The organism is Psychroserpens sp. S379A, assembly GCF_049800755.1.
Taxonomy (GTDB): domain Bacteria; phylum Bacteroidota; class Bacteroidia; order Flavobacteriales; family Flavobacteriaceae; genus Psychroserpens.
The window spans coordinates 21,625-42,584 of sequence record NZ_JBNAFQ010000007.1 but is presented as its reverse complement, the minus strand read 5'-3'; the positions used below and the strand labels follow the sequence as shown (position 1 = coordinate 42,584).

General features: G+C 32.3%; 19 protein-coding genes and 2 tRNA genes. 11 read left to right on the top strand and 10 right to left on the bottom strand.

Annotated elements, in window-relative coordinates; genetic code table 11:
- Positions 1 to 444: 444 nt before the first annotated feature.
- From ACP15M_RS13970 to ACP15M_RS13950, 5 genes are all read right to left on the bottom strand, one after another.
- Positions 445 to 927: a hypothetical protein gene (locus ACP15M_RS13970; protein ID WP_425077815.1), complete on the bottom strand. Its 483-nt coding sequence runs from the start codon at positions 925 to 927 to the stop codon at positions 445 to 447.
- Between the two features lie 76 nt (positions 928 to 1,003).
- Entirely contained in the window at positions 1,004 to 2,167 is a 1,164-nt protein-coding gene (locus ACP15M_RS13965; protein WP_425077814.1) for a tyrosine-type recombinase/integrase, read from the bottom strand.
- A 153-nt stretch (positions 2,168 to 2,320) separates the two neighbouring features.
- A complete protein-coding gene (locus ACP15M_RS13960; RefSeq protein WP_425077813.1) occupies positions 2,321 to 4,186 on the bottom strand; it encodes a leukotriene A4 hydrolase C-terminal domain-containing protein in 1,866 nt (621 codons plus the stop codon).
- Between the two features lie 14 nt (positions 4,187 to 4,200).
- Entirely contained in the window at positions 4,201 to 4,437 is a 237-nt protein-coding gene (locus ACP15M_RS13955; protein ID WP_425077812.1) for a hypothetical protein, read from the bottom strand.
- Positions 4,430 to 4,885 (bottom strand): SRPBCC family protein, encoded by a 456-nt coding sequence (locus ACP15M_RS13950; RefSeq protein ID WP_425077811.1) that lies wholly within the window; start codon positions 4,883 to 4,885, stop codon positions 4,430 to 4,432. Before ACP15M_RS13950 ends, ACP15M_RS13955 begins: the two co-directional genes overlap by 8 nt.
- Positions 4,886 to 5,171: 286 nt before the next feature.
- Between ACP15M_RS13950 and ACP15M_RS13945 the strand changes: the two genes are divergently transcribed.
- The 5 genes from ACP15M_RS13945 (at position 5,172) to ACP15M_RS13925 (ending at position 11,510) form a co-directional block, all read left to right on the top strand.
- On the top strand, positions 5,172 to 7,112 hold the full coding sequence (locus tag ACP15M_RS13945; protein ID WP_425077810.1) for a peptidylprolyl isomerase: 1,941 nt from the start codon (positions 5,172 to 5,174) through the stop codon (positions 7,110 to 7,112).
- 87 nt (positions 7,113 to 7,199) lie between these two features.
- A complete protein-coding gene (locus ACP15M_RS13940; RefSeq protein WP_425077809.1) occupies positions 7,200 to 7,967 on the top strand; it encodes a peptidyl-prolyl cis-trans isomerase in 768 nt (255 codons plus the stop codon).
- Complete coding sequence (locus ACP15M_RS13935; RefSeq protein ID WP_425077808.1) at positions 7,951 to 9,387, top strand: peptidylprolyl isomerase; 1,437 nt, start codon at positions 7,951 to 7,953, stop codon at positions 9,385 to 9,387. The genes ACP15M_RS13940 and ACP15M_RS13935 overlap by 17 nt, the downstream gene beginning before the upstream one ends.
- 3 nt (positions 9,388 to 9,390) lie before the next feature.
- Positions 9,391 to 10,344 carry an AAA family ATPase gene (locus tag ACP15M_RS13930; protein ID WP_425077807.1) on the top strand — a complete coding sequence of 318 codons (954 nt, stop codon included), beginning with the start codon at positions 9,391 to 9,393 and terminating at the stop codon, positions 10,342 to 10,344.
- An 83-nt stretch (positions 10,345 to 10,427) separates the two neighbouring features.
- Positions 10,428 to 11,510: a MauE/DoxX family redox-associated membrane protein gene (locus ACP15M_RS13925; RefSeq protein WP_425077806.1), complete on the top strand. Its 1,083-nt coding sequence runs from the start codon at positions 10,428 to 10,430 to the stop codon at positions 11,508 to 11,510.
- Here the strand turns inward: ACP15M_RS13925 and ACP15M_RS13920 are convergent.
- Positions 11,504 to 12,100, bottom strand: a complete 597-nt coding sequence (locus ACP15M_RS13920; RefSeq protein WP_425077805.1) for an SCO family protein — start codon at positions 12,098 to 12,100, stop codon at positions 11,504 to 11,506. The two genes, ACP15M_RS13925 and ACP15M_RS13920, sit on opposite strands and share 7 nt — an antisense overlap.
- A gap of 2 nt (positions 12,101 to 12,102) precedes the next feature.
- Positions 12,103 to 13,245 (bottom strand): hypothetical protein, encoded by a 1,143-nt coding sequence (locus ACP15M_RS13915; RefSeq protein ID WP_425077804.1) that lies wholly within the window; start codon positions 13,243 to 13,245, stop codon positions 12,103 to 12,105.
- Between the two features lie 38 nt (positions 13,246 to 13,283).
- Here ACP15M_RS13915 and ACP15M_RS13910 point away from each other — a divergent pair, with 38 nt between their 5' ends.
- The 5 genes from ACP15M_RS13910 to ACP15M_RS13890 all read left to right on the top strand — a co-directional run bounded on the left by ACP15M_RS13910 (position 13,284) and on the right by ACP15M_RS13890 (position 19,516).
- The gene (locus ACP15M_RS13910; protein WP_425077803.1) at positions 13,284 to 14,420 is read left to right on the top strand and encodes an acyltransferase family protein; all 1,137 of its coding nucleotides are present in this window, start codon (positions 13,284 to 13,286) and stop codon (positions 14,418 to 14,420) included.
- Positions 14,421 to 14,621: 201 nt separating this feature from the next.
- Positions 14,622 to 16,892, top strand: coding sequence for an aconitate hydratase (locus ACP15M_RS13905; protein ID WP_425077802.1), 2,271 nt, complete (start codon positions 14,622 to 14,624; stop codon positions 16,890 to 16,892).
- Positions 16,893 to 17,180: 288 nt separating this feature from the next.
- Positions 17,181 to 17,852: a Crp/Fnr family transcriptional regulator gene (locus ACP15M_RS13900; protein ID WP_425077801.1), complete on the top strand. Its 672-nt coding sequence runs from the start codon at positions 17,181 to 17,183 to the stop codon at positions 17,850 to 17,852.
- A 94-nt stretch (positions 17,853 to 17,946) separates the two neighbouring features.
- Positions 17,947 to 18,837, top strand: a complete 891-nt coding sequence (locus tag ACP15M_RS13895) for an anti-sigma factor (RefSeq protein WP_425077800.1) — start codon at positions 17,947 to 17,949, stop codon at positions 18,835 to 18,837.
- 97 nt (positions 18,838 to 18,934) lie between these two features.
- Complete coding sequence (locus ACP15M_RS13890) at positions 18,935 to 19,516, top strand: TlpA family protein disulfide reductase (protein WP_425077799.1); 582 nt, start codon at positions 18,935 to 18,937, stop codon at positions 19,514 to 19,516.
- Positions 19,517 to 19,544: 28 nt separating this feature from the next.
- On the opposite strand, the gene ACP15M_RS13885 is transcribed toward ACP15M_RS13890, so the two are convergent.
- Positions 19,545 to 19,628: transfer RNA gene (locus tag ACP15M_RS13885), tRNA-Leu, on the bottom strand.
- Positions 19,629 to 19,686: 58 nt separating this feature from the next.
- Positions 19,687 to 19,759 (bottom strand) — tRNA-Lys (locus ACP15M_RS13880).
- Positions 19,760 to 19,891: 132 nt separating this feature from the next.
- On the opposite strand from ACP15M_RS13880, the gene ACP15M_RS13875 reads away from it, so the two are divergent.
- Complete coding sequence (locus tag ACP15M_RS13875) at positions 19,892 to 20,410, top strand: shikimate kinase (protein WP_425077798.1); 519 nt, start codon at positions 19,892 to 19,894, stop codon at positions 20,408 to 20,410.
- On the opposite strand, the gene ACP15M_RS13870 is transcribed toward ACP15M_RS13875, so the two are convergent.
- Positions 20,402 to 20,905, bottom strand: a complete 504-nt coding sequence (locus ACP15M_RS13870; protein ID WP_425077797.1) for a phosphoribosyltransferase family protein — start codon at positions 20,903 to 20,905, stop codon at positions 20,402 to 20,404. The genes ACP15M_RS13875 and ACP15M_RS13870 overlap by 9 nt on opposite strands.
- Positions 20,906 to 20,960: the final 55 nt, after the last annotated feature.

Here is a 20,960-nt window from a genome sequence, read left to right as displayed (position 1 = left end):
AGCATTTTGCGTTTGAGTAATCAAATCCGCAAACTTGCTGAATTCCGTAAGAGTGAGATTCCATTTATTTCGAATTTAAAATATTTTTTAATTGGTTAGACTTTTTTTGATGTAAGATTAATTCCGCAAACAAGCTCAAGAATCCACAAGAGTGAGATTCCATTCATGTTGAATTTTAAAACATTTTTTGATTGATATGGTTTTGTTTGATGTAAAAGAAATTCGACAAGAGTAAGAATCCGATAATTTTGATATTTAAACAACTATTTTGTTGGGAGTTATGATTTTCCGAGCAATTTGTTGTAACGGTTTGGGCTATGGTTTCGTTGCGTGAAAATCCGCGAGGATTTTCCGCCGTAAACCGAAGATAGCAAATTTGCGAGGACTTTCCGCAAGGAAAGTCAGAAGCAATGAACTATAGCCGGTGTTGTGCATAGTGTTTTTTTATTCAGTTCGTTTGTAATTCAGTCCAGTTTTTATTCCGCTTATTGTTAGCAGAATTATTAAAATCAGTTGAATTATTAATAAAATGTAATAAGCATTATTCCATCCATTTCCAGCATTTTCCACAATTCCGCCACTCAAAGGTGGATATTCGGTTGAGCCAGGAATTTCTCGGATAGAATTTACTAATGAAATCAGAAATGTGAAAATCAAAATCAGAGTGATGTCCGAAATCATAAAAATCAGATTTGCGGTCAAGTTTTTAAAATTCCGACGTAGCATTCGGATTAGGTAAACACCAAAAAAAGTCAGCGATATAAATGGAATAATCAAATGTATATTCGCAATCACATAATAAGTGTCGTGAACATTTATGTCAGTAACGGAATCAGATTTAAGTCCGCCAATTCCGAAAATCCAGAGTATTAAAATCAGAACGAAACTTGTTGTTCCAATTAACCAAAATGTTTCTTTTTTTCTCAAATTTTAATTCAGTTTACGGTTTTGGGACATTATGCACAACTGGTTATATGCTAACAAATATAACCTTTTTTAAGTACTAGATTCCGGATATGACAAGTTTTTGCTTTTGTTTATCAGTGTTAATGTATTGATTTACTGCAATGTCTAACGGACTCGTTATCGATAGTAAATCCTTTTTTGCAACATGCGTGTAAATCATTGTGGTTTCTGGTTTAGAATGTCCTAATAAGGCTTGTATGTATCTTAAATCTATGCCATCTTCTAATAAATGTGTAGCATAGCTATGCCTTAATGTGTGTGGTGTTACACGTTTGTAAATCTTTGCTAGCTTACAAGATTTTCTTAGAAAATGACGAACACTTTCTGGACTGTATTTATTATCGTTATGACCTTCAACAAAATAGTGCTTTGGTACATAAGTACTAATGTAATTGTGCAATAATGGTAGGAAACTTTCGGCAATAATGACATAGCGGTCTTTTCTTCCTTTTGAGTTTTTAATTAAAATTTGACTTCTATTGATGTCAATATCTCTTAGCTCTAAATTAATTAGTTCACTAATGCGAAAACCACATGAATAAATCATAGCTATAATAGCTCTATGCTTTAAATTTTTTGTAACTCTAATGAGTTTTATAACTTCTTGTTTCGATAGAACTGTTGGTAAATAGCGATCTTTTTTAGGACGAACAAGCTCAATGGCTTCATAAGCAACCTTTGGATAAAAGGTTTTGAAAATTTTTAATGCACTTATAAATTGTCGCTGTTTGCTTATAGAATAACGTCGTTTGATATATACCTCTTCAATATAGAGTTCAATAGACTTATTGGTTAACATATCAATAGGCAATTTGTGATAATAGGCTAAGAAATCTGCAATTAAAAATGAGTAAGTGTCTACTGTGCTTTTACTGTATCGTTTTCCTTTTAAATATCTAAAAAAATGATTTAATATTGAACGTTGGTTCTGTGTAAGCAAATTTACACTGTGTTCTATTTTTAAACGAGGAGTATTTACTATTTCAGTATCGTCTATACTATAATTATGTAGTATTTTTTTAATAGATTTTAAAGATTCTTTTGAACGCTCAACATACCAACATCTATATACTTGACTCCATTTTCTATTAGGAATTGTTCTTACCAAATCAATAATAGATTTATTGTAATCAAAATAAATAAGAATCTGTTCAGCTCTATTGTGATACTTGGGTTTAAGCTTAATTACTGCTTTTTTCATATGACAAAATCTAATTTTGTAATATAGAAAATAATCAGAAAAAAAGCAAGAAAAATGAGTCTGAATTGTGTTGAATTATAGCATTAATTTTGGTTGTTTAAAATTTGAAAGGCATAAGTTTTAAAAACGAGTTTTGTTAAAATAGTTAGAAGGTTAATTGCTAATTCCTAACAGTTCATCAATCGTATTTACGGTAACCGAATGATAGTTATCGCGTGATTTTTTATAAATCGCTAGAGCTTCTTCAGTTTTACCATTTCTTTCAAAGGCTTTAAAGAGTGTATTTACATACCAACGTCTGCCAACTCTTATTAAAAAGTCTTCAATGTTTTGGTCTACAGCATTGCCATGATAATCTAAATTGATGGCTTGTTCAAACCAAACCATAGCAATATGAGAGTTTGTAGCATTACTTAAATCGAATGCTTCATCTAATCGAGCCATGTCTTTTGCAGTCATGGTTTCAGGGAAATTTCTAACAAAGTGAACCCATTCTAAAGTGGTCCAATCTTTAGTGATTGATACATCAATTGTATCGCTTTCTAGAAATTGATGTAAGGTTTTTTCTGCATTTGCAAACTTATCGGAACTTATCTTAGCTTGATTTGAAGGAATTCCTGGTTGATAAATCCATTCTTCAGTATTAAAAGTAACTTGATTTGGTTCTAAAAGATTAGTGTTGAGATAGTCAATAAACTTTTCGGTTGTAACGGTTGAAAAGGCATGCGTTTTAAAATAACTTTTCAGAAAAGCATCAAATTTTTCACGACCAACTGTTTCTTCTAGCGTTCTCAAAAATAAATAGCCTTTATCATAAGCTATACTATTCATGCCATCATCTGGATTTTTCCCTTTTAAATCTAACTTTAGTTTGGTTCTGTGTGGTTCTTCTTTAAAGCTTTCAATTTCTTCGTCTAAATCTTGTCTGCTTATCAAAGCAATCATGTTTGCTCTATCTTTTCCGTAGAGCGCTTCCATAATTCGTATTTCAAAATATACAGTAAACCCTTCGTTAAGCCAAAAGTCATCCCAAGTGGCATTGGTTACTAAATTGCCTGACCATGAGTGTGCTAATTCATGCGCAATGAGCGATGTTAAACTTTTGTCTCCAGCTATAACGGTTGGAGTTGCAAAGGTTAAACGCGGATTTTCCATTCCTCCAAACGGAAAACTAGGAGGTAAGACAATCACATCAAATTGATCCCAATCGTAATCGCCATATAAATTTTCGGCAGCTGCTACCATTTTTTCCATGTCCGAAAATTCGTAGTGTGCTTTGTCTATCATCGATTTTTCTGCATAAACGCCTGTACGTTCACTTACAGCTTTGTATTCAATATTTCCTACAGCAAGTGCCATTAGGTATGGCGAAATAGGTTGTTCCATTTTAAAGGTGTACACACCATTGTCTGATTTAGTTTTCGGATTTTCAGCACTCATAACTGCCATAAGTTCGTTTGGTACTTTGACTGTAGCATCGTAAGTAATACGAATTTGCGGACTATCTTGTATTGGAATCCATGTTCGTGTTAAAATGGCTTGACCTTGAGTGAATAAAAATGGATGCGTTTTATCTGCAGTTTGTTGCGGATTTAACCATTGAAGCGCTTCAGTTTTGTCTGTAGTTTTATAATAAACAGAAACGGTTTTAGTATCGTTTTCTATGTCGATGGTTAGTGATTGACCTAATTGCTCATCAAATTTACCTAACTTAAAAGTTGTGTCTTTTCCGTCGGCTTCAACTTTTTCAATGTCTAAAAATTTAGTGTCTAAAACAATTTCACTAGCATTATTATTTTCAATTGTGTATGTTGCTTTTCCGCTAATCACTTCAGTATTAAAATCTACATTTACATCTAAGCTTAAATGGTTGATTGCTGAGATGTTAGGTTGAGCAAACGAATGTAATTCTTTAGCGTACTTAACTATGGTTTTTTTATCTTTATTTTCAGTGTTGCAACTCACTAAAGCTAGTAATACTAATGGTATAAAAAGTGAAACTTTTTTAATGGTGTTCATATTTAAATATTAAATTAATCTTGATATAATTGTCCTCGATGAGGCTTTAATGCATCTCTAATAGGTTTCATGATGTCTTCGTCTACAATCATAAATGCAATGGCATGCATATCGCTTATGGCATTAAAGTCTGCAATGTCGATGTTTAATTTTTGAATCGCAATATATTCTTTTAAATGTATGGTGTGATGCTCGGCAGTTTTTAATGCATTCGGTCCACGAAAATCCCAAATAAGTTTAAGTTTACGCATTGGCAACAGATGTTCCGTGTTCTGCAAAATTCTTAAAATCGTTCATGTATTTTAAGGATTGCTTTTTAAATGCATTTGGCATTAAGAATAGCATAATTCTCATCGGTAAACTCAAAGGGATAAATTCATTTTCTGAAGTCCATTTGGTAAAACCATCTGAGGTTTTGGAAAAGTAGTTCTTTTGAATGTTGTTCATGCCTTTAGCTTTATATGAAGCATGAAATTCATTTGGAAAGTCACTTTTAATAATCGTTTCAATAATTTCCATTTTACGCTTACCAAATTTATAGTTGAGTTTTAATTTAGAACCTAAGTCGCCTGGATTTCCCGAAATGTGTTCGGTAGACAGCAGTCCTCTTTGCCAATGTTTCATGTTTTCGATATTATTCATTTTATTAACAAATACATCAAGAGGGACTTTAACTATAATTTCTGTAGTATAAAGCATTACGAGGGATTTATAAAGGTTAAATATACTGTCTTTTTTTTAAAGAAAACTGAAGAATATAAAGTTTCAATCGTCATTTTAGTTCACTGGTTAATAAAATCGGATAAGAAGCATTGTAATTGAAAAAATTAAGAGAGCACATGTTCTATTTTAAGAACTTTTTAAGCATACTAAAAGGTTCTTCTATACGTTTAGAAAAAAGCATCTTGCTAAATATATGAATTGTGTTATTTTTGCTGAAGTTTGATACAATCGTATGATATTTTTAATTCATAATTATATACCAATGAAACAAATTATTACTGCTATTTTCTTTTGCATGTCATTTGCCGCTTTTTCGCAAATTGATAAAAATGACGTCTTGTTTACTGTGGATGATGAGTCAATTATGGCTTCAGATTTTTTAAGAGTTTACAATAAGAATTTAGATTTAGTGAAAGACGAAACGCAAAAAGATGTAGATGCTTACCTTGAACTTTTTATCAATTACCAATTAAAGGTGAAAGAAGCTAAACGTTTAGAGCTTGATAAAGACGCAAAATACATTAGAGAATTTTCTAATTATAAATCGCAGTTAACAAAAAACTACATGTCTGAAAGTAAAGTGACAGATGCTTTAGTAAAAGAAGCTTACAATCGTTCAACAACAGATGTTGAAGCTTCACATATTTTGATTATTCTTGATGAAAATGAAAAAGATACAACACAGGTTTATAACAGGTTGTTAGAATTGCGAGATCGAGTTATTAAAGAAGGTTATGCTCCAGTTCAAAAAGAAGTCCACAACGGAAAAACTGTTTATGCAGAAAACCTAGGTTACTTTTCAGTGTTTAAAATGGTATATGCTTTTGAAACTGCTGCTTACAATACAGAAGTAGGTGAGGTCTCAATGCCTTTTAGAACGCGTTTTGGTTATCATATTGTTAATGTCACAAATAAGCGTCCTTCGCAAGGAGAAGTTACTGTTGCTCACATTATGGTTGCCAAAGATCAAAAGGATAGTTTACTTAACCCAGAAAGACGTATTAAAGAAATTTACAAAAAGTTACAGCAAGGCGAAAAGTTTGAGTCTTTAGCGAAACAATTTTCAGACGATAAAAGTTCGTCTGCAAAAGGCGGATTATTGACTCCATTTACTGGTGGACAATTAGGATCTAAGGAGTTTGAAGATATGGCCTTTAGTTTAAAGGAAAAAGATGAAGTTACTGAGCCATTTAAAACCGATTTTGGTTGGCACATTGTAAAACTCATAAATAAAAAAGGAGTTCAGCCTTTTGAAGATGTTAAAGCAACATTTGTTAATAAAGTAAAACGCGATTCTAGATCTAGACTTATTAATACAGCTTTAGCAAATCAATTAAATGAAAAGTATAAAGTAGCAGATAATAAAATTGCTTTGTCATATTTTGAAAGTCTTATTAATGATAACTTTTTTAAGCAAGCTTGGACTGTTCCTACAGATTTAGAAAATGAAAAAGCATTTATGACCATTGGAAAAAAAACCATCACTTACGAAGAATTTGCTAAGTATTTATTTAAAAACCAACGCAGTTATACAAATAAACAAGTAGACGCAAATGTGTTAATTAATACTGTTTATAAAGCTTTTAAAGAAGAACAAATTATTCGTTACCATAGAGAGAATTTAGAGTTTGAAAACGAAGATTTTGCTCATGTGTTAAAAGAATATCGCGATGGTCTGTTGTTGTTTGACCTTATGGAAAAACAAGTTTGGAATGCTGCTTCAAAAGATACTGTTGGTCTAAAAACATATTACGAAAACCACAAAAGTGATTATATGTGGCATGATCGAGTTGATGCTGTTATGTTGTCTTCAGCAGGCGAAAAAATGATTAAAAAAGCCATTAAGTTACTCGATAAAGGAAAAACGGTTGAATCTATCGAAGCTGAACTTAACCAAAAAGATACACAAAATATAATGTCTACGAAAGGTGTTTTCGAAAAAGGAAATCAAGTGCTTCCTAAAGATTTTGAATTTAAAAAAGGAATTTCAAAACTGTATAATCATAATGATGCTTATCATGTTGTTGTCGTTAATTCTGTATTACCAAAAAGTTCAAAAACACTTGATGAAGCAAGAGGAAAAGTTGTTAGCGATTACCAAAATCAAATTGAAAGCGATTGGATTAATGCTCTAAACGAACGCTACACAGTAAAAGTAAACGATAGAGTGCTTAAAAAAGTTAAAAAACAAATACTTAATTAGTTGTTTAAAAAAGGTTGTGTTATCATATCGTGTTCGGTTTTATTGTTGTCATGTAGTTTTTTTAAACCCATAGATGATAAAATTCCTGTGGCAAGAGTTAACGATTCTTATTTGTATGAAGAAGATATCAAAACACTTGTTAGTGATAATATGTCTAAGGATGATAGCACATTTATTGTCAACGGATTTATAAATCGTTGGGCAACGCAATTGTTGCTAGTAGATGGAGCAGAGCGTAACCTTTCTGAAGCGCAACAGGAAAACTATCAAAAGCTAGTAGATCAATATAAAAAAGACCTTTACACAAAAGCATATCTTGAGGCTTTAGTCAATAAAAGTATCGATACCGCAATCACTAATGAAGAAACACAAGAGGTTTATGAAGTAAATAAAGAAACCTTTAAACTCAATGAAGAATTAGTGAAGTTTAGGTACATAACGCTTCCTAATAATGCGATTAATGAAGATGAAATAAAAGAACGGTTTAAACGCTACGATCAAGAAGATAAACAATATCTAGATTCTATTTCTATGCAATTTAAATCGTATTCGTTAAACGATTCATTATGGATTCAAACCTCTCAGATTGTAAATAAAATTCCTGCAGTAAATTCTGAAAATAAAAAAGAACTGTTAAAAAAATCTAATTTTATACAACTCAAAGATTCATTAGACCTATATTTGGTGCAAATTAAAGACGTATTATTTCAAAATGATATTGCGCCTTTAGAGTATGTAAAACCTACTATAGATCAAATTATTATCAATAAAAGAAAACTGGAGCTTATTAAGAAGCTTGAAACCGATATCACAAAAGATGCTATTAAAAATAAACAATTTGAAATTTATAAATAACACTAGAGTAACGCTTTTCCTTTTTTTAATGTTTTGTGTGCAATTGGTTGTAGCGCAAGAGATTATTGAAGATGAAGTTGTTGCGCCAAAAACGGGAACAGATACAACTAAGGCTGGTAATCGTCTAAAAATTGATGGTGTAGCAGCTGTAATTGGAGATTTTGTAGTGCTAGATTCTGATGTAGATAAAGAATTTATTCAGCTTCAGGCAAGAGGAGTTTCTACAAAAGATATCACACGTTGCCAATTGTTTGGTAAGTTGTTAGAAGACAAATTGTATGCACATCATGCCATTCAAGATAGTATTCCAATTAATGAATTAGAAATTCGTTCAAGTATAGAGCAGCAAATAAGTGCTTTCTTAGAAACAAAAGGAGGAACAATGGAAGAGTTACTCGCTTTTTATAACAAAGATAGCGAACAAAGTTTGCGAGAAGAGATGTTTGAGCTTAACAAAAATGCTAAGCTAGCAGCAGATATGCAGCGTAAAATAGTATCTGAAATTGAAGTGACTCCAGAAGAAGTTAGAGAGTATTTTAATAGTATTCCTGAAGAAGAACGACCAGTATTCGGAACAGAGTTAAAAGTAGCTCAAATTGTAGTTATACCTGAAATAACTGAAGTTGAAGAACAAAAAGTAATCGACAGACTTAAAGAGTTTAAAGCAGATGTTATTGAAAATGGAGCTAGCTTTACAACCAAAGCAGTATTTTACTCAGATGATATTCCTTCGCGTAAAGATGGAGGTAAATACGTATTGAATAAAAAGCATCCTCGAATGGTTAAAGAGTTTCGAGATGTGGCTTTCTCATTGCAAGAAGGCGAAATTTCTGAACCATTTAAAACCGATTTCGGATATCATATTGTATTGCTAGAAAAGATTAGAGGACAAGAATATGACATCAGACACATATTACTAAGGCCTAAAGTGACTGAAGAAGCTAAGCAAGCCGCTAAAACCAAAATCAACGAAGTTAGAGAGCGTATTGTTGCTGGAGATTTAACTTTTGCTGCTGCTGCTAAAGAGTTTAGTGATGAAAAGGAAACTAAACAGGATGGTGGACAACTAATCAATCCTTATACACAAGATTTTAATTTTGAACTCACTAAAATGGATCCAGAATTATATGGACAAATTCAAGATTTAAAAGATGGTGAAGTAAGCTTAGTGTTGCAAGATCAAGACAGAGTAAATAATTTAAAATATAAAATTCTAACGGTTACTGATCGAGTTGATGAACATGAGGCTAATTTTGCAAAAGACTACTTGAAGATTAAAAACTTAGCACTTCAAGACAAGCAGATTAAAGAAATTGCTAAATGGCAAGAAGAGAAGATTATTGATACTTACATTAAAGTTAATGGTACTTACAGAGATTGTGAATTTTCAAGTAATTGGTTAAAAAAAGAAAAACAATAAAGTATGTCTGACGTTGCTGCAATAGAACAATTTGTAAAAAAATATAATGCTCTAAAAACCGAAGTAGCTAAAGTTATTGTTGGTCAAGATGAGGTTGTTAATCAAATCTTGATTTCGATTTTTTCTGGAGGTCACTCCTTGCTTGTTGGTGTTCCTGGTTTGGCAAAAACCTTAATGGTTAATACTATTGCGCAAGCACTTGGCTTAAATTTTAAACGTATTCAGTTTACTCCAGATTTAATGCCTAGTGATATTTTGGGTAGTGAGATTTTAGACGAAAACAGACAGTTCAAGTTTATAAAAGGTCCAATTTTTGCCAACATCATTTTGGCAGATGAGATTAATAGAACACCTCCTAAAACACAAGCTGCTTTATTAGAAGCTATGCAAGAGCGTAAGGTTACTGTTGCTGGTCATCAATACAAACTTAATTTACCTTATTTTGTTTTAGCAACTCAAAACCCAATTGAACAAGAAGGAACATATCCTTTGCCAGAAGCGCAATTAGACCGTTTTATGTTTGCTATTAATTTAGAATATCCTTCATTTGAAGAAGAAGTTCAAGTGGTAAAAACAACGACTACTGATGTGCAAACTACAGTTAATTCGTTGTTTACTGCTGAAGAAATTATAGGCTACCAAAATGTGATTCGTCGTATTCCTGTGGCTGACAATGTGATAGAGTATGCTGTGAAAATGGTGTCTAAAACAAGACCAAAAGCAGATACAGCTTCAGATTTAGTAAAAGAGTTTATTGGTTGGGGAGCAGGACCAAGAGCGTCTCAAAACTTAATTTTAGCAGCAAAAACGCATGCTGCTATTAATGGTAAGTTTTCTCCAGATATTGAAGATGTTCAAGCAGTTGCACAAGGCATTCTTCGTCATAGAATCATTAAAAATTACAAGGCAGAAGCCGAAGGTATTACCGACGAGCAAATCATCAAGAGCTTATTCTAGGTTTAAATACTTATAATATCTTATCTTTTAATTTTTTATAGTATCTTAATTTCCTAATAGGAATTTTAAGCATTATACCATTGATGAATCTTAATAGTAGGTTTCAAAATCTTAAAGGCGATAAACTGTTTTGGGTAAGGTGTTTTGCTTTTATTGCGTTTTTAGTTCCAATGATGGTTGCTCCAAAAATTTGGTTTTCAGAACGCTTATTTCCTTTAATTCCTTTTTTTGACGGCATTCCTGTTCCAAATTTCACATGCGATGTTATTCTAATATCTTTATTTGTATTGAGTTTTTTGGGTTTTGTATTTAGTCCTAATTGGAAGCCAGGTGGAATTGTTATTGCAATTTATGCCTTTTGGGCTTTACTAGATCAAAATAGAATTCAGCCGTTTTATTTCGAAATTATCTTTATGGTGTTGGCTTTAACACAGTTTGCTAATAATCCTAAACGAGTAAAGCAGTGCATACTTTTAATTTTAATTGGCACTTACTTTTGGAGCGGAATGCACAAATGGAATCCAATATTTTTTGAAAAATGGGCTAATGGTTTGAGTAAGCGAATCCCTTTTGTTCCGGAGTGGATGCGATTGGCATTTACTTACGCAGTACCATTTTTAGAAGCATCATTTGGTGTTTTTTTAATATTTGTAAAGACACGAAAATTTGGGATTTGGTTAATTGCTATAATGCATGCTATTATCATTACAACCTTTGTGATGTCTGGATATGGCTATATCGTATTTGCTATGACCTTTTTTAATGTGTTTGTATTGTTCTATTTGTTTTATAATTCATCGTTTTCATTTAAAGATGTGTTTAAAATTAATCACCCAAAATCTTTAGTTCAATTATGTATAGCTATAGTTTTTCCTGCTTTTAACTTATTAGGACTTTACGATCATATTTTGGCATTTAGTTATTTTTCAGGAAAGCCTAAGTATTGCAAGATTCATTTTGAAAGTCCTAAAGCTATTGAAGTCTTGCCAGAACATATTAAACTAAATGTAAAGCAGGAAGCTGAAGATTATTATATCGATTTAAACGAATGGTCTGGTAGAACAATTGGTGTTATTGTGTATCCTGAAAAACGAGTGTATAAAAAGGTGCAACGTTATCTCGATTCTTATTTTGATAAACCGAGTACGACTATTGAATACTATTGATTCAATAAATTATGAATATCTATTTTTAAACGCGTAACATCTTCCTTGACAAGTACATTGTAAAACCCACGAATTTGTTGTTCTTTATCAACTAAAGCGACAAAGCTACTATGGTAAAAATCCGAACCATCTTCATTGGGTTTAAAGTTGGTCATGTATTGTTTAGCTTGCGCTTTGGTGTGTGCTTCTGTAGCTCTTAAAAATTGCCATTGGTGATGAGGAATACCAGTTGCTTCAGCATAGGTTTTTAGAACAGAAATAGAATCGTGTTTCGGATCTATAGTATGTGAGATGAACATTAGATTTTTATCTTCTGAAAATTCTTCAGCAATTTGAATAAGTTCAGTTCGCATTGGTGGACAAATGCTTGGACAACGTGTAAAAAAGAAATTCACAATACAAGTTTTACCTTTAAGGTCTTCCGAAGAAAATGAATGTCCTAGTTGGTTTGTAAAACCTTTATAAGTGATTTTATAATCCTTTCTTTTGCCAGAATCATCAATTGTATAACTTAAAATAGGTAATTTTTTTGTTGAAGTATTGCAACTCAAAAACAATAGAAGAAACGAGCATACTAAGAGTTTTGACATTCTCAAGGTTTATAGGTTTTTAGTTTGTCGTGCATTTCCTTGTCATATAAAAACACAAACATACTAGCCATCATATCCTGATTGATTTTTGTGGTGTTGTTGGTTTGTAATACCAATTCGTAGTTGTGATCTGGATAAAGCATGATGCCTTCTTCACTCGAAAAATAGGATACCTTTTTGAGTCCGATTTTATCCTTGTAATTTTCAGCTTTTGAAACAAATAATGTAGAATCTGAAGTTTTATCTCGTAAAGCCAATGTTTCGGCAAAAGGATGTAAATGCGTAGCAATATGATGCATTGTTGTGCTGTCTTTTAACTGAAGCTGATGCGTAATATCATAATTGTATGTCTCTCTTCCAGGGAAAATTACCCAATGACCAGATAAGGCTTCGCCTTTATCATTTGTATAAGAATGGTTTTTAGTTTCAACTGGTAAACACATATTCGGATTGTCTGCTGTTGGACCTTGAAACGGATTTTTAGTATCAAAAGGTAACATCACAAAAACCGTTTTACTCATTAAGGGTTTCATGTTTTGACTATGAGGTTTGAAACCTAAATTTACTTCATGTTTAATTGTAAACGGATCACCTACAATATTATGATTTAAAGATTGTGTGGCCAACAATAAATTTTCGTTAGAAAACAACGGAAATCCAAAACCTTCAGGAAACGAATAACGTTCAATACCATGACTCATAGAAGTTAATCGTGGATATTGTTGACCAATTCTATCATTAAGTTGCCATCGTGAATAGTGTTCGCCTTCGTATAAATCAATATTGGTATGACAGATGTAATCGTTAGAGAGTTGATCGACTTCATTAGTGCTTAAAGCTCTAGTTTCAAAAGAAGTGAGCCAAACCAATGCTTCTTTTTCATTATTTAATTGAAACGAACGAACCACTTTCGGACCTTCCATAGACTTATAAATATTATCAATCACTAGAGTAGGAGTCACCAAACGAATTGAAGAATCATTTGATTGAATGTTCCAGCGTTCATCTACAATACCTAAACCATGATACAGCTTGGTTTTTATGATAGCTTTGTGTCTGTTCGGAAGTTTTAAATAATAGATACCACCAACAATAGTCAATAAAACTATGAACAGCAACGTATATTTTAGTATTTTGGACTTCATTTTTATGTACTACCAAAACAAAACTAAGGCTTTTTTTGATGCGAATAGATTATGAAAAACGAATTTTTGGCTTAGACCTTATGAGAGCTATTGCCATTATTATGGTCATGTGTTCGCATATACTCTGGATTGTTCCAGATATGAGAGGCATTACTAGAAAGTTATTTAGTGTGTTTGGAATTCTTGGTGTTGATGTGTTTTTTGTATTGAGTGGCTTTTTAATAGGAAGGATTTTATACAAGATGTACACTTCCAAAGATTTTAACTTTAAGGATGTGACTTACTTTTGGATAAGGCGTTGGTTTAGAACCTTACCCAATTATTATCTAACTTTAGGAATCAATATTCTTGTCTTTATGTATATAGGACATCAATTACCAGATCAACTTTGGAAATATGGTTTCTTTCTGCATAATTTTAGTACACAATTGCCTTGGTTTTATCCAGAATCGTGGAGTTTATCGGTTGAAGAATTTGCATACATTTTAGGGCCTTTACTTTTATACTTAGTCTTGTTTTTTAAAACGAAAGTTTCTCGTTCTAAAGCATTTTTGCTGGTAACACTTTTTATATTGCTAGCATTTATAATCTCTAAGTTATTTTATAATCAAAATGAAGAAATTAGACACATGAGGCATTGGACACTCAATGTAAAGTCTATTGTTATTTATAGAATTGACGCCATTTATTATGGTGTTTTAGCGGCTTATATTTCAATTGTTAAACCAAAATTTTGGAATAGCATCAAGTATCTTGCATGTGCTTTTGGAGTTTTAGTTTTAATTGCGATGAACTTTCTCATTCCGATAAAAGGATGGTTTATAACTGAGTATCCTCAGTTTTGGAATGTGTGGTACTTTCTCAATAAATCGATAGCAATTGCTTGTACTTTACCATTATTAAGTGTTGTAAAATCTGCGCCTAGATTAATTAGAATTCCAATAACTTATGTGAGTATTTTGTCTTATGCAATTTATGTGTTTCATTATTCCATTATTATGCAACTAATGAAATATCTTATTCCTTCTGAATCTATGGCTGGATTAGATTTAGTGATTTATATATTGGTTTATGTGTTAATTATGTTTGTAGTATCGTATTTAGTGTATCGTTTGTATGAAAAACCAATGACAGATTTAAGAGATTCTTCCATAATCAAAAAAAATTTTAAGTAAACAGTATTGTTAATTTATTAGTTTATCTCCTAAAAAATTACAAATAGTGTAATTATATATCACAAAAATCAATATTTATTGATTTATATTCAGTATTTCGGACTTTTTGTTACGTATTTTTTAAATATGCTTAAAAATTTGTAGTTTTGCAGTCCTTGAACTCAAGAAAAAAAACGAATATTCACCTTATAAATTATACATATGGCATTTGATATTGACATGATTAAAAACGTTTATTCAAATATGGCTGAGCGCGTTGATGCAGCTCGAGATATTGTTGGTAAACCATTAACACTTTCAGAAAAGATTTTATACTCACACCTTTGGGATGGAAAGCCTAATAAAGCATTCACTAGAGGTAAAGATTATGTAGATTTTGCTCCAGATAGAGTGGCATGTCAAGATGCGACAGCGCAAATGGCTTTGTTGCAGTTTATGCAAGCTGGTAAAAATAAAGTTGCTGTGCCTACAACTGTGCATTGTGATCACTTAATTCAAGCAAAAAATGGTGCAAGTACAGATTTGCAACATGCGATAAACACAAGTAATGAAGTGTTTAATTTTTTAGAATCGGTTTCTAATAAATATGGAATCGGATTTTGGAAACCTGGAGCTGGAATTATTCATCAAGTGGTTTTAGAAAATTATGCTTTTCCTGGAGGAATGATGATAGGAACAGATTCGCATACAGTTAATGCTGGTGGATTAGGAATGGTTGCTATTGGAGTTGGTGGAGCAGATGCTGTTGATGTGATGGCAGGAATGGCTTGGGAATTAAAATTCCCTAAGCTTATTGGTGTAAGATTAACCGGAAAGTTATCAGGTTGGACAGCACCTAAAGATGTGATCTTAAAAGTAGCTGATATTCTTACTGTAAAAGGAGGAACAGGAGCTATTGTAGAATATTTTGGTCCAGGCGCAACAGCAATGTCTTGTACTGGAAAAGGAACCATTTGTAATATGGGAGCAGAGATAGGAGCAACTACGTCTACCTTTGGTTACGATGAATCTATGGAGCGTTATTTACGTGCTACAGATCGACCAGATGTTGCAGATGCAGCAAACCAAGTAAAAGAGTATCTTACTGGTGATGCTGAGGTCTATGCTAATCCTGAGCAGTATTTTGATCAAGTTATTGATATTAATTTATCGGAATTAAATCCGTTATTAAATGGACCATTTACTCCAGATTTATCTACAGCTGTTGGTTCGACAATGACCGAAAAAGCGAAAGCTAACGATTGGCCAATCAAAGTAGAATGGGGATTAATTGGGTCTTGTACCAATTCATCTTATGAAGATTTATCTCGTGCGTCATCTATTGCGCAACAGGCTTTAGATAAAGGTTTAAAAACTAAAGCAGAGTTTGGAATTAATCCAGGTTCTGAACAGGTAAGATATACAGCAGAACGCGATGGTATTCTTCAGGTATTTGAAAAATTAGACGCTAAGATTTTTACCAATGCTTGCGGACCATGCATTGGTCAATGGGCTCGTTATGAAGATCCGAAAAATGCACCTAAAAATAGTATCGTTCATTCGTTTAATAGAAACTTTGCTAAGCGTGCTGATGGTAATCCGAATACACATGCATTTGTGGCATCACCAGAATTAACTGCTGCTATTGCTATTGCTGGTCGCTTAGATTTTAACCCAATGACAGATAAGTTAATTAATGAAAATGGAGAGGAAGTGATGTTAGATGAGCCAACAGGATGGGAATTACCTCCAAAAGGGTTTGAAGTTAAAGATAATGGTTATTTAGAGCCTATGGAAGATGGAAGTGGAGTGGAAGTTAAAGTCGCTTCAGATTCTGAACGCTTACAATTATTAACGCCTTTTGTACCTCTTGGAGATTCAATAACTGGAGCTAAATTATTAATTAAAGCCTTCGGAAAATGTACAACTGACCATATTAGTATGGCTGGACCTTGGTTGCGTTTCCGTGGACATTTAGATAATATTGCAAACAATACCTTAATTGGTGCTGTAAATGCCTTTGGAAAGAAAACAAACTTTGTTAAAAACCAATTAACAGGAGAATATGGAGGAGTTCCAGATACGGCTAGAGCATACAAAGCAGCTGGTATCAAATCGATTGTAATTGGAGATCATAACTATGGTGAAGGTTCTTCTCGTGAGCATGCTGCCATGCAACCTCGTCATTTAGGAGTTGCTGCTGTGATTGTAAAATCATTTGCACGTATTCATGAAACTAACCTTAAAAAACAAGGGATGTTAGGATTGACATTTGCTAACGAAAATGATTACGATTTAATTCAGGAAGACGACACATTTAACTTCTTAGATTTAAATGAATTTGCTCCAGACAAGCAATTAACTATTGAAATCGTACATGCTGATGGAAGCAAAGACACCATTAAAGTAAATCATACATATAACCAATCTCAAATAGATTGGTATAATGAAGGTTCTGCATTAAACTTGATTAAAAAAGAAAATGCAGCTTAATCTTGAATGATGAGTAATATAAAATCCGTTAGAATTTCTAACGGATTTTTTTGTTTTACGAAAGCTTGTGTCATTTTTACGAAAAGCTGCCCTCGAATTAGTTGACTTCTGTAATTTCGAGCGCAGTTGAGAAATCTCATCCTATTAAAGTAAGATGTTTAAGTTTTTAAGAGTCATCACTTTGTTTATGATGACATGCGTTTTTTAAATGGTTTCTTTTTCATTCTAACTGTAAGTTGTTAAGAGTTTTACCGACAGTTGATGTATCTAACAATAAACTCTTCCAACATGCAATCTATTTGGTTTTTTGACGATGTTAATCTGTTTAAAGTATTGTGTCCTCATAAGTTTAAAGCCTATAAGAAAGATCATGACTTCGATGCTTATAAGAAAAAAGATTATATCTATTTTGAAGACGATTCTGCAAATAAAGTCTATCTAATCGAAAAAGGTAAAGTAAAGATAGGTTACTACAATGAAAATGGCGACGAAATTGTAAAAGCTATTTTGTCAAAAGGTGAATTGTTTGGAGAGAAAGCCATTCTTGGTGCAAATACTCGTGACGAATTTGCGCAATCGATTGATAATGCTACTTCTATTTGTCCGATTGGTGTACAAACCATGCATGATTTAATGCGAGATAACCAAACCTTTAGTTTTAAAATTTATAAATTCATAGGGTTTAAGTTTAAAAAGTTAGAACGCAGACTTCAATTGTTGCTTTTTAAGGATACTAAAACACGATTGGTTGAATTTTTAGATGAGCTTTGTGAGGATTATGGTTATGACTGTCCAAAAACAGGAGATCATGTTATCAAGCATCCATACACACAAAAAGATATTGCTTCTCTAATTGGTACTTCTCGACCAACACTTAATATTCTTTTAAATGAGCTTAAAGAGGAAAACTACATAGATTTTAACCGAAAAGAGATTCGTATTTTGAAAAATTCAGCATAAATTTTTAAACTTTTTTTACGAGTGTTAGATAGCTAACATTTTGTAACAATGCCAAGCTATAATTTTGAAGTATTAAATAACTTTAAAATTGTATATGATGATTAAAAAAATGTTTTTAGCAGTTTTGGTTTTAGGATTTATAGCCACTTCATGCAGTAGTGATGACGATAATAACAACAATAACGATCCTACAAACTCAAATTTGACATTAAACCTTACAGGCTTAGAAGCCTTAGGAGATGATTTTGTTTACGAAGGATGGATTATTGTAAATGGCGCTCCAGTATCTACAGGAACGTTTACAAGTGTAACTTTTCCGCAAACGTTTTCTGTAAATTCCGAACAACTGAATAATGCAACAACTTTTGTGTTGTCTATTGAACCGGCTATTGATCCAGATCCAGCTCCTGCTGCTACAAAAATTCTAGCAGGTGATTTTTCAGGAGCATCTGCAAATGTTGATTCTAATGGAATTGTGGCAGATTTTAGTACTTCGACAGGAACTTATATTTTAGCGACACCAACCGATGATGATGATACAAATGAAGAAAGTGGTGTTTGGTTTTTAGATAATTCCAGCGGAAGTGCAGTTGCAGGTTTAGACTTACCTGTATTAAGTGATGGTTGGGCTTATGAAGGTTGGGTTGTGTTTGATGGAACTCCAATTAGCACAGGAACGTTTATTAATCCAGCTTCAGCCGATGATAATGCTACTTCATCACCATTTAAAGGAGATACTGGAAATGGACCTGGATATCCTGGAGAAGACTATTTGCAAAATGCGCCTCAAGGATTGATGTTTCCAACTGATTTAAGAGATAGAACTGTAGTGATCTCGGTTGAGCCAATCCCAGATAATAGTCCGATGCCATTTACTTTAAAGCCATTAGCGCATATGGTTCCTTCAACAGCAATGACGCATACAGCAATCTCAATGGGAATGGGACCAGTGGCATCTATTTCGGGTTCTGTAACAAGGAATTAATTTATTATTGTTAGAAAAAGAAAACATTTAATTATGTTTTGTTGTTAGATTTGAAACGCATTATCGACTATGGTAATGCGTTTTTATTTATTATATCATGGCGAAATCAAAAAAATCTAAAGTTTATAATCTTATTTTTTTAGTTGTTATTATGCTGTTTATCATTCCGCAGACTAGACAACCAATTCAAGTGTTTTTAAGCAAAATTATGGTTATAATTGTTAAGCCTTCATTAGTTGAAGATTCTGAACGTATTTTGATTTCGGATTATAATTGGCAATTAAAAGATATATCAGGTAATGATTTTGATTTTAATTCAGTTAAAGGAAAAGTTATTGTAATTAATTTCTGGGCGACTTGGTGTCCACCTTGTATTGCTGAAATGCCTAGTCTTCAGGATTTATTCGAAAATTATCAGGATAACGAAGATGTTGTATTCTTGTTTGTAAGTAATGAAAATAAGGAGAAGTTGTATGAATTAATGACGCATAATAATTATACGTTTCCAATATATCAACCCTTGGCTCCATATCCTTCAGAGTTTAATGTATCTTCTATACCTAGAACATTTATTATAAATAGAGAAGGTGAAATTGTAATCGATAAAACTGGAGCTGCAAATTGGAATAGTGAAAACGTTCGAGAGGTTATTGGTACAATGCTTATAAAGCATAAATAGAAAGAAATTGATGTCTATCTTGTAATTGTGCGCACGAGAAGACTCGAACTTCCACGGACTAATGTCCACCAACCCCTCAAGCTGGCGCGTCTACCAATTCCGCCACGTGCGCATTATGTAAATAAAGATAAAAAAAAAGTTAAGCAAAAGCTTAACATTTTTTTTTAAAGTGACCAGGCTGGGGCTCGAACCCAGGACCCTCTCCTTAAAAGGGAGATGCTCTACCAACTGAGCTACCTGGTCAATAAGGTTTCTCTTAAATGAGGGTGCAAATATAAAACGTTTAATTAATATTCCAAACCTATTTTTAGATAATTTTTTGTTTTTTTGTTGTAGTTTATCTTATGTTTTTAATAATCAATTTATAAGGAGAAAATGACATTAGTTTTAATTGGGTATATGGGATCTGGAAAATCTACTGTAGGTAGAAAATTATCTAAGATTTTGAATTATGAGTTTATAGATTTCGATATTTATATTGAAAATAATATAGGTATGAAAATACATGAGATTTTTAAAACTAAGGGAGAAGTTTTTTTTAGAAAGCAAGAACGATTGTCTTTAGATCAAGTTGTTAAACGTAAGCATGCCGTTATTGCATTAGGAGGAGGAACACCTTGTTATGGAGATAATTTAAAACTAATTAAACAAGAGAAACAAGTAGTCTTAATTTATTTGAAATCTTCAATTAATAATCTTGTAGATCGATTATTTGATGAGAAAAGTGGAAGACCATTAATTTCTCATTTAGAATCTAAAGATGAATTGTCAGAATTTATAGGTAAGCATTTATTTGAGCGTGCTCCAGTGTATGAGCAGTCTGATATTACAATTAAGACTGATGGATTATCGGTAGATGATGTTGTAAAATCTATATTACTACAATTATTCTAAATAGGCTTCAAATTGTTTGCTAGATAAAATAACTTCTACATGCTCATGTAATGATGTAGATAAAGAAATACCTTTAAAATCTGCTTTAACAGGGTATTTTTTATGGTTTCTGTTTACCAAAACAGCTGTTTTAAATTGTTTTAGAGGAACATCTAAAAAATGTTTTACACCATATATTAATGTACTGCCTGAATTTAAAACATCATCAATTAAAACTAAAGACTTATTGGTATATTCTTCTTTCTTGAGAGATGTTTTAATTTCAGAAAGCGGATTTTTTTTATCTATAGTTACTTTGCAAAGAATGGGTTTGACATCTGAAATTTTTTCAAGGCTTTGCTTGAGCTTTTTTGCCAATATATAACCGTTATCTTGAATTCCAGCTAAGATAATTTCATCTTCATTAACATTGTTTTCATAAATTTGATAAGCTATACGTCTTATTTTATGCTTAATTTCTTGATGATTGAGTATTATGTTTTTAGTAATGCTCATGCTAGTTTTAGATTTGTTCAAAGATAAAAAAGAGTTTTGTAATGCTTGTTTAAAT

Excerpts from the sequence above, each read along its gene's own strand:
- ACP15M_RS13920 (WP_425077805.1), bottom strand. The coding sequence starts at position 12,100 with ATGTCAAAACTCTTAGTATGCTCGTTTCTTCTATTGTTTTTGAGTTGC.
- ACP15M_RS13955 (WP_425077812.1), bottom strand. The coding sequence starts at position 4,437 with ATGCGTAAACTTAAACTTATTTGGGATTTTCGTGGACCGAATGCATTA.
- ACP15M_RS13870 (WP_425077797.1), bottom strand. The coding sequence starts at position 20,905 with ATGAGCATTACTAAAAACATAATACTCAATCATCAAGAAATTAAGCAT.
- ACP15M_RS13895 (WP_425077800.1), top strand. The coding sequence starts at position 17,947 with ATGATGATTAAAAAAATGTTTTTAGCAGTTTTGGTTTTAGGATTTATA.
- ACP15M_RS13925 (WP_425077806.1), top strand. The coding sequence starts at position 10,428 with ATGAATCTTAATAGTAGGTTTCAAAATCTTAAAGGCGATAAACTGTTT.
- ACP15M_RS13905 (WP_425077802.1), top strand. The coding sequence starts at position 14,622 with ATGGCATTTGATATTGACATGATTAAAAACGTTTATTCAAATATGGCT.
- ACP15M_RS13960 (WP_425077813.1), bottom strand. The coding sequence starts at position 4,186 with ATGAACACCATTAAAAAAGTTTCACTTTTTATACCATTAGTATTACTA.
- ACP15M_RS13910 (WP_425077803.1), top strand. The coding sequence starts at position 13,284 with ATGCGAATAGATTATGAAAAACGAATTTTTGGCTTAGACCTTATGAGA.
- ACP15M_RS13890 (WP_425077799.1), top strand. The coding sequence starts at position 18,935 with ATGGCGAAATCAAAAAAATCTAAAGTTTATAATCTTATTTTTTTAGTT.
- ACP15M_RS13875 (WP_425077798.1), top strand. The coding sequence starts at position 19,892 with ATGACATTAGTTTTAATTGGGTATATGGGATCTGGAAAATCTACTGTA.
- ACP15M_RS13900 (WP_425077801.1), top strand. The coding sequence starts at position 17,181 with ATGCAATCTATTTGGTTTTTTGACGATGTTAATCTGTTTAAAGTATTG.
- ACP15M_RS13950 (WP_425077811.1), bottom strand. The coding sequence starts at position 4,885 with ATGCTTTATACTACAGAAATTATAGTTAAAGTCCCTCTTGATGTATTT.
- ACP15M_RS13945 (WP_425077810.1), top strand. The coding sequence starts at position 5,172 with ATGAAACAAATTATTACTGCTATTTTCTTTTGCATGTCATTTGCCGCT.
- ACP15M_RS13965 (WP_425077814.1), bottom strand. The coding sequence starts at position 2,167 with ATGAAAAAAGCAGTAATTAAGCTTAAACCCAAGTATCACAATAGAGCT.
- ACP15M_RS13915 (WP_425077804.1), bottom strand. The coding sequence starts at position 13,245 with ATGAAGTCCAAAATACTAAAATATACGTTGCTGTTCATAGTTTTATTG.
- ACP15M_RS13930 (WP_425077807.1), top strand. The coding sequence starts at position 9,391 with ATGTCTGACGTTGCTGCAATAGAACAATTTGTAAAAAAATATAATGCT.